Origin of the sequence: Euryhalocaulis caribicus, assembly GCF_000412185.1 — a bacterium.
In the GTDB taxonomy this organism is placed as follows: Bacteria; Pseudomonadota; Alphaproteobacteria; order Caulobacterales; family Maricaulaceae; genus Euryhalocaulis; species Euryhalocaulis caribicus.
Map to the genome: position 1 here is coordinate 13,436 of NZ_ASJA01000026.1, position 14,288 is coordinate 27,723.

Below are 14,288 nucleotides of genomic sequence, written 5' to 3' on the forward strand. Positions count from 1 at the left end.
AGTCTTTGAATTTTTATTGGAAACTTCCTGACAGACTTGGCGCTGGCCCGCCGCTGCCGGCGCGCCGACTGGTTTGCCGGGGGAGCCGCAAGAATCATGAGCCGCCTGTTTCCGATGACCCGTTTCGTTCGCCGCGCGGGAAAAGACCAGCGCGGCCAGGTGCTGGTGCTGTTCGCGCTGGCCGCCATTCCCATGGCCATACTTATCGGCATCGCGGTGGATCTGGGCCGCGCGCACGCCTTGCGGCAGAAGCTGGTTCACGCGGTCGACGCCGCCGGTCTGGCGGCGGGGGTGAGCGGGTCCGATGACGAGGAGGAGCTGACCGGGATCGCCGATGATTTCCTGAAGGCCAATCTGACGGCGGGCGAATACGCGCAGGTCGAGAATCTGCAGCTGACGCTGACCGACGAGACCATCCATGTGGACCTCGACGCCGCCTCGGTTCCGATGATCCTGGACCTGATCAATGTCTATCGCATCCCGCTGGGCGTGGAGGCGGACATCGTGCGCGAGACGAAACGGCTGGAAGTCGCGCTGGCGCTGGACAATACCGGCTCGATGAGCGGCGGCGGCAAGATCGGCGCGCTGCGCAACGCTTCCTCCGACCTGGTCAATATCCTGATGGGGGACGAGGATGAGCACCCGCTGGTGCGCATTTCGGTGGTGCCCTATGTGACGACGGTCAATGTGAAAAGCGCCGGTTATTCCTCAGGCTGGATCGACTGGGACGCGAGGGCGGAGCATCACGGCGAGAATTTCGATACCTGGTCGGCCGGCCCCGCGCGCGTCAGCTTCGACGGGCATACCTATAATCTGAGCAATGGCGACCGGATGCCTCACGGCGCGCTGTTCGGGGCGCTGGGACAATCCTGGAAAGGGTGCGTGGAAGCGCGGGCGGCGCCGTTCGACGTCACGGACCATTCCCCCAATTCCGCCAATCCGGACACGCTGTTCGTGCCCTATTTCTGGCCGGACGAACCGTCCAGCGGCGGCGATTACCACAACAATTATCTGGGCGATGATTCCGACTATGGCAGCACGCCGGCCGAGCAACAGCGCAATCTTCAGAAATATGTCGACGCCTTCTATGGCTCGCTGGACGTGCCAAGTTTCGATGAATGGCCGTCCAACACCAATGGCCCGAACATGTCGTGCGCGCGTCCGCTGCTGCCGCTGACCAATAACAAGGAAGCCATTCTGGGCGAGATCTCGGCGATGCAGCCCTGGAACGGGTCGGGCACGAATGGCGCGATCGGTCTGTCCTGGAGCTGGCGGGCCTTGTCGCCGTCTGCCCCGTTTACCCAGGGCGGCGATTATGACGACCCGGATGTAAAGAAGGCGCTGGTCCTGATGACGGACGGCGAGAACCAGATTCATGGCGGCTGGGACAGCCACAACAAGTCCAACTATTCCGGATATGGCTATCTGTCCGAGATGCGGCTGGGGACCAATAACCGGAACACCGCGAAGGGGCGGATCAATGACCGCATGTCCACGCTTTGCGAGAATATCAAGGCGGAGGGGATCACCATCTATACGATCACGTTCCGTCTCAGCTCGGGCGACCTGAAAGACGTGTTCCGGTCCTGCGCGACCTATCCGGAATATTATTTCGATTCCACCTCCAACGGGGAGCTGGAAGAGCATTTCCAGACGATCGCCAAGCAACTGACCGAATTGCGCATCGCGCATTAGGCCGGGCGCGATTGAAGACAAAGAAAAAGGGCGGCCTTCCGGGCCGCCCTTTTTTCAAGTGATGGAACCGCCGGCGCGGATCAGTTCTCGCCGCCGCCCTGGGCCTGGGTCGCGCCGCCGCTGACCTTGGCCTGCTGTTGCGAGACGCGGGCCTGATACCAGGTGTCGTCGTCGCCGATGGTCGGCTGGTCTTCGCACCGTCCGGCGCAGCTATAGGTGTAGCGCACCGGGCCGCGATGAACCGAGACCGCGGAGCCTGCGCCCTGGTCGTCGACATGCGTGACCATGATATTGGTGGAATAGATCGTCTCGCCGTATTCGTTGAGGGCGATCAGGTTCGTCTGGCCGTAGGTTTTGCCGAAAACGAACAGCAATCCGTCGTCATGGATCACCGCGTCGGCGATCAGCGGATTGCCGATCACCAGCGTCGCGGCCGAATTGGCCAGACGCACCGGCTTGGCCTGGTCGATTTCGACCCGGACCTCGGCCGCTTGGGCCGCGGTGGCCGCGGCGGCGCACAGCGCCGCGCCGGCGAGGCCGGCCGTGAAGAGGGTTTTCATATGCCCGCGCATGACTTTCAGTCCTTTTACCGCACGTCTGCTTTGGGCGCAGGCATAACGCGCCATGCGTGAAGGAAACCCTAAATCGGACTGAAAATCGTTCACGTTCTTAAGCATCCCTTTAAGCGGGCTGAAAGGGATTGCGTGTCTAATCGCCGCTCACAAACGGGTATCGAGAGGGCGTCACGATGAGCCAACCCCAGGAAAACATAGCGGACCCGATGGCGGACCGCGCCGGATCGCTGCGCGCCTTCGGGCCGTTTGCGGAAGCCGCCGAGGCCCCGCTCCAGCGTCTGGCGCAGGCGGCCGAATGGCGCCAGGTGGCGCCGGGGCAGGCGTTCGAACTGCCGGCCAACGCGGTTCTGGCCTGTGTCAGCGGCATGGTCCGGCTGATCGGCGGGGCCCGTTTTAAGGATGTTCCCGGCGGCGAGATGCGCTTTCTCGAAGAGGCCGTCGCCCGGCGCAGCGTTCCCGCATACGCGGGCGCGGCGCTCTATGAATCCATTTTTGCGGTGATCCCGGCGTCCGCGATCGCGGACGAGGCCGCACGCGGCCGGTCGCTGGCCGCGCCGCTGGCCGCCTGGTTCGCCAGCCGTCTGATCCGCGAGGAGCGCGGCGATGACGAAAGTCCGGCGCGCAAGCTTTATGGCCAGCTGGCCATGCTAGCCCAGCCGAACGGCGCGGACGGTTTCTGGAAGATCGCCAAGATGCCCCGTCACCGCGAACTGGCGTCCGGCGCGGGCATGAGCGAAGAGGACGCGGCCAACGCCGTGGCGCACCTGATCTCCACCGGCGTGGCGCGGCGTGATTTCCCCGGTCTGGAGATCCTCGACTATGAGTCACTAAGACGTTTAGCGGTTACCTGAAAATTTTAAGCATCACTTTAATTGCCCGCTAACTATCGAATTTAACTCAGAAATAATCTGGCTTGCGTAAAGTGACTGACAGTTCAGGGGGGCTATGAATGGAAAAAGCTCCTGGACCTAACAGTGTCGCTAGCTGCACATGGGAGAGACCAAATGACGAAATTTTTCTCGAAGTTCGCCAATGACGAATCCGGCGCCACCGCCATCGAGTACGGCCTCATCGCCGCTCTGATCGCGGTCACCATCATCGGGGCCGTCAGCCTCGTTGGTACGAACGCCGGCACGACGTTCAACAGCGTCGCGAACAACATGGGCTAATCTTTAGCCAGATTGTTTGACGAAAGGGCCGCTCCGCAAGGAGCGGCCCTTTTGCTTGTTAAGCAGATTTTAGACGATGACCGCGTAACGCCTTGCGGTCATGCGCCTGACCTTTCTTTCCGTGATCTTCGTCTGGCTGGCCGCTTCGGCTTCATTGCTGCTGGCCCGCGCGGGCAAGGCGATGCAATTCAACCTGCCGGGGCCGGACGACCAGATGCGGCTGCTGCAGCTGCGGGAATGGCTGGCCGGCCGCGCATGGTGGGACCTGACCCAGCCGCGGCTGGGGGTGGATGGTCTGGTCTTTCACTGGTCGCGCCTGCCGGATCTGCCGCTGGCGATGCTGACCTTCCTGTTCACGCCGTTTCTGGGGCCGCTGGGCGGGCAGGGGATGGCGGTGACGCTATGGCCGCTGATCCTGCTGCTGGTTCTTTTCCTGGCGGTTTCTTTCTCGGCCGCGGAATTCCGGCTGGGCCGCGCCGCCCCGGTGATCGCCGCGATCCTGCTGATCACCGCCTATCGCAGCGTTCACCAGTTCGATCCGGGCCGCATCGATCATCACAATATCCAGATTGTCCTGGCGGCGGTTTCCCTGTTCGGGGTTCTGGGCGCGTATCGGCGCGCGCGCTGGGCCATTCTTCCGGGGCTGTCCGGCGCGCTGGCCATCGCGATCGGGGTGGAGGGGGTTCCCTATGTAGTGGCGGCGGCGCTGACCCTTGCGCTATCCGCGCTGGATGGCGGGCGGCGTTCGCGCGATGCGCTGGCGCTATATGGCCTGACGCTGTCGGGCGCGCTGGGGCTGCTCTATCTGCAAAGCGGTTTGTGGCTGGCCGGTCATGCGCAGTCCTGCGTGGCGTTTTCCAATGTTTATCTAAGCGCGGGGATTCTGCTGGGCGCGGGCTGCGCGGCGTGCGCCTTTGTTTTCCCGCGCCTTGGCGACTGGCGCTGGCGGCTGGCCGCGGGGGCGGCGATTGGCGCGGCGGCGCTGGCGGCTTTTCTGGCGCTTTACCCGCATTGTCCCGCCATGGCCTGGTCGCCGGAAGGGCGCAACCTGACCGCCGACGGTTATGAAAGGGATCTGGCCCGGCTGTGGCTGGGCGGCATCCGCGAGACCCTGAACGCGGCGGAGATGGCGCGGCGCGACTATGGCCTGCTGTTTATCACTTACGGTTTCCCGCTGGCCGGGCTGGTTGCGGCCGGGCTGCTGGCGCGCGCGCGGCCGGATCTGCGCCCGCAGGTCATGGCCTGCGCGATTTTTCTTGGCGTCGCGCTCCTGATTTCCGTGTTCCAGAACCGCGGCGCGATGTTTTCTCAAATGCTGGCGGTTCCGACGGCGGCCGGATACCTGACCCATCTATTGAGCCATGCGCGGCGGGAAAAGGGCGCCGCTTACGCCCCGCTCGTGGCGGCGGTCATCGCCCTGAACGGGATGACCTATATTCTGCTCCCCGGCGTTTTGCCCGCGTCTGACAGTGAAAGAACAAGAGAGGCGGACGAGCAGGCGGCCCATGATGCCTGTGTCGCGCCCGAGGCGATGAGCGATCTGGCTGAATTGCCGCCCGGCCGCATCGCGGCGCCGATCAATCTGGGCCCGTTCCTGCTGACCCATACGCCGCACAGCGTTCTGGCCGCGCCCTATTCCACCAATCTGGACGGGTCCATCGCCGCCTACGCCATTCTGGCTTCGGAGCCGGCGCAGGCGCTGGAGCGCGCGCGGGTGCTGGAGGTCGATTATATCGTGACCTGCCCCGGCGCCAGCGAGTCCGGAAAGATCGGACGGCGCTATCCTGACGGGCTGATGCCGCGGCTGGAAAATGGCGAGACGCCGCCGGGCGTCAGGCCGGCGGGAGGGGCGGACGGCCCCCTGCGCGTTTACCGCCTGCAAGACTGATCCGGACCGCGCGGCGACAACGTCTTATCAAAATCTAACAAACTGCTTCGGATGCGGGGCCATTAGTCATCCGATCTTAACCTGCACTGGTGGACAATCGGGATAAGGATTTATCAAACCTGTTTCGGGCGGGCCGATGCTGTCTTTTCTACCGGTTCTGGTGTTTCCGCTGCTGATGGCGGCGGCTGGGGTTCGCGATGCGATCTCCTACACCATTCCCAACTGGATGCCGCTGGCGCTGGCCGGGGCGTTCCTGGTCGCCGCGCCGCTTGCCGGTCTGGGTTGGGCCGCGATCGGCCTGCATCTGGCGGTCGGTTTCGGGGCGCTTTTCATTGGCATGGCGATGTTTGCGCTGGGCTGGCTGGGCGGCGGCGACGCCAAGCTGTTCGCCGCGGCGGCCCTGTGGTTCGGCTGGCCGGGCGTGGTGGCCTTCGTGCTGGTGACGGCCCTGTATGGCGGCCTGTTCACGGTGCTTCTGCTGATGGCGCGCAAATATGCGCCGCCCCGGCTGATCGGCGCATGGCCGAACGAGCTGTTCCAGCAGGATGCGGCAATTCCCTATGGCGTCGCGCTGGCTCTGGGGGCGCTGACCGTGTTTCCGGGCAGCGAAATTTTTGCGGCGGGGGTGGCGGCATGACACCCGGAATTAACCATGCCTTGAGGGATTTCTGTTGTTTACGGGTAAAGGCCGACATGCGGCCTGAAGAGGGTAAGGGGTAAAAGATGGCGCCGGCTCGTATTGCAGTTCTTGTGCTGGCCGCTTTGTCGGCGATCGCCGCCGTGGTGCTGATCCGCGCCATGTCGGGCGGAGGCGGCGACGATCCTGTGCAACCGGCGGCCGCGCCGCCGCCGCAGGCCGAGACCGCGCGCGTCCTGGTCTCCACCGCCGACATGGAAGTCGGCCACCGGGTGACCGAGGCCGACCTGACGTGGCGCGAATGGCCGGAAGACGCCATTCACAGCTCCTTCCTGACCCAGAGCCAGCTTCCGGACGCCAAGGAAGATTATGTCGGCGCGATCGTGCGCGTCGAAGTCGCCGAGGGCGAGCCGCTGAACGGCAAGAAAATGGTCAATCCGGGCGCGGCGGGCTTCATGGCCGCGGTGCTGGAGCCGGGGATGCGCGCCATCGCCGTGCCGATCTCCGCCGAAACGGGCGCGGGCGGGTTCATCCTGCCCAATGACCGGGTGGACGTGATCCTGACCCAGCAAACCCAGATCGATGACGGCCGCTCCATGCGCGAACAGCATGTCAGCCGCACGGTTCTGCAGAATGTGCGCGTGCTGGCCATCGACCAGACCTTCAAGGAAGTCGGCGACGATCAGGTGGTGGTCGGTTCGACCGCCACGCTGGAACTGGCGCCGGCCGAGGCCGAAACCCTGACGCTGGCCGAGGCGATGGGCGACATCGCCCTGTCGCTGCGCAGCGTCGCCGATATCGCCTACACGGGCCCGATGCGCAACGAGAACAGCCTCAACCGCGTGGCGTCGACGCCGACGGTGCGGGTGATCCGCTACGGCAATACCCGCCAGGTGTCGGTGCAGGAGAACTAGGACATGTTTGTACGCCGAATTCTCGCCGCCCTTGTCGCGGCCTCACTGTTTGCCGGGGTGGCCGCCGCTCAGGAGCCGATGCGCGTGCGCATCACCGGCCCGGGCGACGGCGCTTTCAGCGACTCCATCGACCTGCCTCTAAACAAGGCGGCGGTGGTGGAGCTGCCGCGCGATGCGCGCGACGTGCTGGTCGCCAACCCGAATATCGCCGACGCCGTCATCCGCACGCCGCGGCAGGTTTACCTGCTGGGCATGACGGTGGGCAAAACCAATGTCTTCTTCTTCGACGGCAACGGCAACGAGATCCTGGACCTGGAAGTCAGCGTCGCGACCGATGTCAGCCAGCTCCAGTCCATGCTGGACCGCTATATCCGCAACGGCAATGTCCGCGCGGAAGCGGTGGACGACCAGATTGTCCTGACCGGCGCGGTGGAATCCGCCGCGACCGCCGACCAGGCCCTGAAACTGGCCCAGCGCTGGGTCGAGACGCCGGAGAGCGTGTTCTCCATGGTCTCGATCAGCGGCAATGAGCAGGTGATGCTGAAGGTCCGCGTGGTCGAGATGCAGCGCACGGTGCTCAAGCAGCTGGGCGTGAATATCGACAGCACGACGAATTTCGGGGAATTCGTGCCCCCGGTCCGCGCGCAGGCGATGGACGATACCGGCGCGCCGATACTGGGGCCCAATGGCGATCCCATTCTGGAGGTCATCCAGCCGGGCCGATTCCGCAATCAGCAGACCTACGGCACGGATAATGGCTACGCGATTGCCGGCCGCGCGCTGGGCGGGCTGGCTGCCGGGCTGAACGCCACAAACTTTGTCGACGGCGTCCTGCAAAGCTCCATCAGCGCGCAGCTTGATGCGTTTGAACGCGTCGGCATCGTCCGCACGCTGGCCGAGCCGAACCTGACCGCGATCACCGGCGAAGCCGCCAATTTCCTGGCCGGCGGGGAGTTCCCGGTGCCGGTGGGGCGTGACGACGAAGGCAATATCCTGATCGAATTCAAGCCCTTCGGCGTTGGCCTCGGCTTTACGCCGCTGGTGGTGTCCGAGGACCGCATCTCGCTGAAAATTTCCACGGAAGTGTCGGAGCTGACCAATCAGGGCGCGCTGACCTTCCAGGGGTCGACCGTGACCAATGACGAAGGCCAGACCTTCGTGGTGCCCGGCCTGACCATTCCGGCGCTGAACGTGCGCCGGGCGGAAACCACGGTCGAACTGCCCAGCGGCGGTTCGCTGGTGATGGCGGGGCTGATCCAGGAAGAGACGCGGCAGAACCTCGAAGGCCTGCCGGGCGTCAAGGATATCCCGGTGCTGGGGCAGCTTTTCCGCTCCCGCGACTATGAATCCCAGGAAACCGAACTGGTGGTGATCGTGACGCCGTACCTGGTCAATCCGACCAGCGCGGACCGGCTGCAGACCCCGGCTGACGGATATCGCACCGCGCCGGACGCCAACACGATCCTGCTGGGCCAGTTGAACCGCGTCTACAAGGCGCCGGGCGCCGACGTCGAGGGTCAGGCCTGGCGCGGTCCCTACGGCTACGTAATGGAATAGGAGGAGATCAGGATGAAACGCTCTGTCTCCCGCATGAAACTGATTGTTCCCGCTCTTGTCGGACTAAGTCTGGCCGCGTGTGAAACCACAGTGCACGAGCAGAAGTTCGATTTCGCGTCCGACCGTTACGCCCCGCAAGTGGTTCAGGTGGACGAAGCCTATGACTTCGCCCCGGCCTCCTATGCCGGGGGGATGAGCCCGTCTGACCGTTCCATGGTGGCGCGCCAGATGGCGATGTACGCCCAATCCGGCCGCGGCTCCATGGTGGTGTCCTATCCGCGTAATTCCGACAACGCCAAGGCCGCCGCAGAGGCGCTGGCCGAGATGCGGGCCATGGCGCCCGCCTATGGCGTCGATCCGGCCTATATTCAGGCCCAGCCCTATGAGGCTTCGGGCCAGAACCGCGCGCCCATGTCCATCCGGTTCGCTCGGCTGGAGGCGAAAATTCCCGAATGCGGGACCAACTGGACCAGTCTGACCAAGACCGCGATGAACGAACCGCACACGAATTTCGGTTGCGCGGTGAACGCCAATATCGCCGCCATGGTGGCCGATCCGTCCGACCTGATCGGCGCGCCGCCGCCGATGGGGCCGCCGGATCCGGGCCGCCGCGCCGCCGTGCTTGAAGCCTACCGGGCGGGCGAGGCGACCGGCGCCGAACGCGCTGATAACGAAACCGGCACAGTCAGCAGCGCAGTCGAATAGGGACCGGCCATGAGCGAAGCATATTCCTACGACGCGGACGAACTTCTGGAAGCCGCCGATATCGACGCATCGGATGAGCGCGACCCGTACGATCCCGGTATGCCAGAGGACGGCGACGCCCGGACGGGCGGCGCTGCGGATCTGGATGATTTCGGGGATTTCGAGGATGGCCTGCAGGGCGAGGCGGAGCATCCGGTGCTGCCGGACATGTCCAGCTTCGACAATGGCGCCCCCACCGACCAGCCCGTGCCGCGCATCGCCATCCAGGCGTTTTGCGAACGGCCCGAAACCGCCAAGCTGATCCAGCGTTCCGCCGGCGACCGCCGTCTGGCCAAGGCGCAGGTGACGGTGAATATGGGCGGCCTTCCGACCGCCATCGAGACGTTCCACGACAAGTCCACGCCGCACCTGATCATCGTCGAATCCGGCATGCAGGGGCAGGGCCTGTTCAGCCAGCTGGATGAGCTGGCCTCGGTCTGCGACCCGGAAACCAATGTCATCGTGATTGGCGCGGCGAACGATATCAGCCTGTACCGCGAACTGATGCGCAAGGGCGTCAGCGAATATCTGGTGCCGCCGCTCAGCCCGGTTCAGCTGATCTCCTCCATCGCCGGCATCTATGTCGATCCGGAAGCGCCGTTCGCCGGCCGCACCGTGGCCTTTGTGGGCGCGAAGGGCGGGGCGGGCAGCTCCACCATCGCTCACCATGTCGGCTGGTGCATCGCTGAGAACGCGCATGTGAACGCCACCATCGTGGATCTGGACCTGCCGTTCGGCACGGCGGGGCTCGACTTCAATCAGGACCCGACGCAGGGCGTCGCCGATGCGCTGCGCGAGCCGGAACGTCTGGACGACGTGCTGCTGGAGCGGCTTCTGTCGCGCTGCACGGACCGCCTGACGCTTTTCTCCGCGCCCGGCACGCTGGACCGCGAATGGGAAATGGACGCGGCGGCCTATGAGCAGGTGATCGACACCGTTCGCCGGTCTGTCCCCTATGTCATGCTGGACATTCCGCATGGCTGGAACCGCTGGACCCGCAACACGCTGCTGTCGGCGGACGAGATCGTGGTGACGGCGACGCCGGACCTGGCCTCGCTCCGCAACGCCAAGAATCTGTTCGACCTGGTGCGCGCGCAGCGCCCCAATGACGGACCGCCGAAAATCGTGCTGAACCAGGTGGGCGTGCCCAAGCGGCCGGAAATCCCGGTGAAGGATTTCTGCGAAGCGCTGGGCGCGGAGCCCTGCCTGGTGCTGCCCTATGAGCCGGCGATCTTCGGCGCCGCCGCCAATAACGGCCAGATGGTCAACGAGATGCGCGGCGACTCCAAGGCCGCCGAAGGCATGCTGCACCTGGCGCGGGTGATCACCGGGCGGCATGTCGAATCCAATTCGAAATCGCTGTTTTCCAAGCTGCTAGGCCGGGGCTGACATGTTCGGCAAACGGACCGGGACGACGGGCGGAACAGCGGCGGAAGCGCCGCGTCCCGCCGCGCCGGAAGAAAAAAGGAAGAGCTGGCTGACGCGATGGCCGAGGCGAAGGCCGCGGCCCCTGCGCCGGAAGCTCCGCCTGCGCCCAGAAAACCCGCCGCGCCTGCGCCTGCGGCGCAGCTGGGCGGACGCAAGGCCGCCGCGCGCCGGGCCTCCATCGCGCCGGAACCGCCCAAGCCGCGCCCCAAGCGTCAGCCCGTCGAAATCGGCGAACGCTCGGACGAATATTACGCCATCAAGACGACGATCTTTAACGCCCTGATCGACACCATCGATCTGGGCACGCTGGCGCAGCTGGACCGGGACGCCGCGGCGGAGGAAATCCGCGACATCGTCACCGAGATCATCTCGATCAAGAACGTCGTCATGTCGATCGCCGAGCAGGAGCAACTCCTGCAGGACATCGTCAATGACGTGCTCGGCTATGGCCCGCTGGAGCCGCTGCTGGAGCGCGACGATATCGCCGACATCATGGTCAATGGCGCGCACCACGTCTTCATCGAGACGGGCGGCAAGGTGGAGCGGACCAATATCCGCTTCCGCGATAACGGCCAGTTGATGAATATCTGTCAGCGGATCGTGAGCCAGGTCGGCCGCCGGGTCGACGAAAGCTCGCCGATCTGCGACGCGCGTCTGGCCGACGGATCGCGGGTGAACGTCATCGCCCCGCCGCTGTCGCTGGACGGGCCGACGCTGACCATCCGGAAATTCAAGAAAGACAAGCTCCGCATGAAGGACCTTGTCGAGTTCGGCTCCGTCTCGCCCGAGGGCGCGAAAGTGCTGGGCGTGATCGGCGCTTCGCGCTGTAACACGCTGATCTCCGGCGGCACGGGTTCGGGCAAGACGACGCTGCTGAACTGCATGACCGGCTATATCGACCCGGCCGAGCGCATCGTGACCTGCGAAGACGCCGCCGAACTGCAGCTGCAGCAGCCGCACGTGGTGCGCCTTGAAACCCGCCCCGCCAACCTTGAGGGGCAGGGCCAGGTCACCATGACCGATCTTGTGAAGAACTGCCTGCGGATGCGTCCCGAGCGGATCATCGTAGGCGAGGTGCGGGGGCCGGAATCCTTCGACCTGTTGCAGGCCATGAACACCGGCCATGACGGCTCTATGGGCACGGTTCACGCCAACTCCCCGCGTGAGGCGCTGTCGCGTCTGGAATCCATGATCACGATGGGCGGGTTCAACCTGCCGTCCAAGACGATCCGGGAAATGATCGTGGGGTCCATCGATGTGGTCATTCAGGCCGCCCGCCTGCGGGACGGGTCGCGGAAGATCACCAAGGTCACCGAGGTTCTGGGCATGGAGGGCGACGTCATCGTCACCCAGGATCTGTTCGTCTACGAAATCGAAGGCGAAGACGCTCAGGGCAATATCCAGGGCAAGCACCGCTCGACCGGCATTGCCCGTCCGAAATTCTGGGACCGCGCGCGCTATTTCGGGCTGGAGCAACAGCTCGCCGCGGCGCTCGACGCGGCGGAGGGCTAAGGCGCCATGGATGGCATGATGCTCTATCTGGTCGCGGGTCTGGCCTTTCTCTCGGTCGCGGGAGTGGGCTGGGTGTTCGCGGGCAATAGCGGCGGCATGCAGAAGAAGCGCGTCAAGGCGGTGTCCGGCGACGTGACGTCCCGCGTGGTGCGCAAGAAGGGCCAGGTCTCCGCGCTGGACCAGGCCGCGCAGCGGCGCAAGCAGGTCCAGGAAACGCTGAAGGACCTGGAGGAAAAACAGAAGAAACAACGCAAGCGCAGCCTGACCATGAAGGCCAAGCTGGAGCAGGCGGGGCTGGGGATCAGCGTCACGACGTTCTATCTGGCCTCGCTGGGCTTTGGCGCGATGGTGGCCGCGGTGCTGTTCCTGCAGGGGCGGCCGCTGCTGATCGTCGGGGCGGTGACATTTGTCGCGACGCTGGGCCTGCCGCGCTGGGTTATCGGCTTCTTGCGCGGGCGGCGCATGAAGAAGTTCGGCGCCGAGTTCGTGAACGCCATCGATATTATCGTGCGCGGCGTGAAGACCGGCTTGCCGCTGGGCGAATGCCTGAAAATCATCGCCTCCGAAGTGGCCGATCCGGTGGGCTCCGAATTCAAGCGTCTGGTGGATAATTCCGCGGTCGGGGTGCCGATCGATGAAGGCCTGGCGCGTATGTATGAGCGCATGCCGCTGCCGGAGCTGAACTTCTTTTCCATTGTGCTGGTCATCCAGCAGAAGACCGGCGGCAACCTCGCCGAGACGCTGAACAATCTGTCCGTCGTGCTGCGGGCGCGGAAAATGATGCGCGAGAAGATCAAGGCGCTGTCGTCCGAGGCCAAGGCCTCCGCCATGATCATCGGCTCTCTGCCGCCGCTGGTGATGCTGATCGTTCACCTGACATCGCCCGATTATATGGGCCTGATGTTCACCGAGCGGATGGGGCACATGATGCTGCTGGCCGGGGCGACCTGGATGGGGATCGGCATCTTCATCATGAAGCGCATGATCAACTTCAAATTCTAGGGAGACGGCATGGATTTCCTCGCAGACCTCGCCAATGTCGTCGCCGATCCGACCAACCTGATCAGCGGTCTGGCTGCGATCCTGGTGTTCGCGACCGTTTTCACGATTGTCGGCCCGATGCTGCAGGGCGACCGCTTCGCCGGGCGCCTGAAGGCGGTTTCCACCCATCGCGAACAACTGCGCCGTAAGAGCCGCGAAGCGATGCAGGCGGAACGCAAGGGCGGTATCCGGAAGGCCGAGTCCAAAGGCCTGATGCGCGATATCGTGGACCGGTTGCAGCTCCAGAAACTGCTGGAAGACCCGAGCCTGAACGGCAAGCTGGAACAGGCCGGGCTGCGCGGACAAACCCCGGTCGTGACCTTCTATTTCGCGCGCGCCATTCTGCCGATTGTCCTCTGCGCGGGGGCCGCGTTCTACCTGTTCTTCGTCAACAGCCACGAATTGACGACGCTGCTGCGCATCTGCGCCTCCATCCTGGCGCTGGGCATCGGCTTCTATCTGCCGGGGCTGTGGCTGACCAATCTGGGCCAGAAGCGGCGCGAGTCCATCATGGGCGCGTTTCCCGACGCCCTCGACCTGCTGCTGATCTGCGTCGAAGCGGGCATGTCCATCGAGGCGGCGTTCCAGAAGGTCGCCTCAGAGGTGGGCAGCCAGTCCATGGAGCTGGCCGAGGAGCTGCACCTGACCACCGCCGAGCTGGCCTATCTGCAGGAACGCCGCAAGGCGTACGAGAATCTGGCTCGCCGGACCAACCATCCCGGCGTGAAGGCCGTGGCGACGGCGCTGGTGCAGGCGGAGAAATACGGCACGCCGCTGGGTAGCGCCCTGCGCGTGATGGCCAAGGAAAACCGCGATATGCGGGTGGCGGAAGCCGAGAAGAAGGCTGCGGCCCTTCCGGCCAAGCTGACCGTGCCGATGATCGTGTTCTTCCTGCCGGTGCTGTTCATCGTCATCCTCGGCCCGGCCATCATCCGCTTCCAGCAGATGTAAGAGCTGGCGCGCCGCCTCGAAAAAGTTGCATCGAAAACGCCGCCCTTGCGTTAGGGGCGTAGGAGGCGTAGCGCGCTGCTGATTTGAAGTCCCTTCTCCCCTGTGGAGGGGAGAAGGTGGCCCGGAGGGCCGGATGAGGGGAGGCGTTGGAGGCAGGCGCTTTGTTCTGAGAGCCGC

The 14,288-nt window shown here is 64.6% G+C and carries 13 protein-coding genes; 12 read left to right on the top strand and 1 reads right to left on the bottom strand.

The window, feature by feature from the left end; translation table 11 throughout:
• Positions 1 to 96 precede the first annotated feature (96 nt).
• Entirely contained in the window at positions 97 to 1,695 is a 1,599-nt protein-coding gene (locus tag L338_RS16775; protein WP_022699249.1) for a TadE/TadG family type IV pilus assembly protein, read from the top strand.
• A gap of 80 nt (positions 1,696 to 1,775) precedes the next feature.
• On the opposite strand, the gene L338_RS15150 is transcribed toward L338_RS16775, so the two are convergent.
• Entirely contained in the window at positions 1,776 to 2,255 is a 480-nt protein-coding gene (locus L338_RS15150; RefSeq protein WP_161624643.1) for a pilus assembly protein N-terminal domain-containing protein, read from the bottom strand.
• A 188-nt stretch (positions 2,256 to 2,443) separates the two neighbouring features.
• Between L338_RS15150 and L338_RS15155 the strand changes: the two genes are divergently transcribed.
• The 11 genes from L338_RS15155 (at position 2,444) to L338_RS15200 (ending at position 14,111) form a co-directional block, all read left to right on the top strand.
• A complete protein-coding gene (locus L338_RS15155; RefSeq protein ID WP_152485918.1) occupies positions 2,444 to 3,121 on the top strand; it encodes a cyclic nucleotide-binding domain-containing protein in 678 nt (225 codons plus the stop codon).
• Positions 3,122 to 3,274: 153 nt separating this feature from the next.
• Positions 3,275 to 3,439: a Flp family type IVb pilin gene (locus tag L338_RS17140; RefSeq protein ID WP_022699252.1), complete on the top strand. Its 165-nt coding sequence runs from the start codon at positions 3,275 to 3,277 to the stop codon at positions 3,437 to 3,439.
• A 100-nt stretch (positions 3,440 to 3,539) separates the two neighbouring features.
• Entirely contained in the window at positions 3,540 to 5,327 is a 1,788-nt protein-coding gene (locus L338_RS15160; RefSeq protein ID WP_022699253.1) for a hypothetical protein, read from the top strand.
• Positions 5,328 to 5,463: 136 nt separating this feature from the next.
• On the top strand, positions 5,464 to 5,964 hold the full coding sequence (locus tag L338_RS15165) for an A24 family peptidase (RefSeq protein WP_022699254.1): 501 nt from the start codon (positions 5,464 to 5,466) through the stop codon (positions 5,962 to 5,964).
• Positions 5,965 to 6,050: 86 nt separating this feature from the next.
• Entirely contained in the window at positions 6,051 to 6,878 is an 828-nt protein-coding gene (gene cpaB, locus L338_RS15170) for a Flp pilus assembly protein CpaB (RefSeq protein ID WP_027068601.1), read from the top strand.
• A 3-nt stretch (positions 6,879 to 6,881) separates the two neighbouring features.
• Positions 6,882 to 8,435, top strand: coding sequence for a type II and III secretion system protein family protein (locus L338_RS15175; RefSeq protein WP_022699256.1), 1,554 nt, complete (start codon positions 6,882 to 6,884; stop codon positions 8,433 to 8,435).
• Between the two features lie 12 nt (positions 8,436 to 8,447).
• A complete protein-coding gene (locus L338_RS16780; RefSeq protein WP_022699257.1) occupies positions 8,448 to 9,140 on the top strand; it encodes a CpaD family pilus assembly protein in 693 nt (230 codons plus the stop codon).
• Positions 9,141 to 9,149: 9 nt separating this feature from the next.
• Positions 9,150 to 10,568, top strand: coding sequence for an AAA family ATPase (locus tag L338_RS15185; protein WP_022699258.1), 1,419 nt, complete (start codon positions 9,150 to 9,152; stop codon positions 10,566 to 10,568).
• A gap of 96 nt (positions 10,569 to 10,664) precedes the next feature.
• Complete coding sequence (locus L338_RS15190) at positions 10,665 to 12,119, top strand: TadA family conjugal transfer-associated ATPase (RefSeq protein WP_022699259.1); 1,455 nt, start codon at positions 10,665 to 10,667, stop codon at positions 12,117 to 12,119.
• Between the two features lie 6 nt (positions 12,120 to 12,125).
• A complete protein-coding gene (locus L338_RS15195) occupies positions 12,126 to 13,121 on the top strand; it encodes a type II secretion system F family protein (protein ID WP_022699260.1) in 996 nt (331 codons plus the stop codon).
• A 9-nt stretch (positions 13,122 to 13,130) separates the two neighbouring features.
• Positions 13,131 to 14,111: a type II secretion system F family protein gene (locus L338_RS15200; protein WP_022699261.1), complete on the top strand. Its 981-nt coding sequence runs from the start codon at positions 13,131 to 13,133 to the stop codon at positions 14,109 to 14,111.
• Positions 14,112 to 14,288 lie beyond the last annotated feature (177 nt).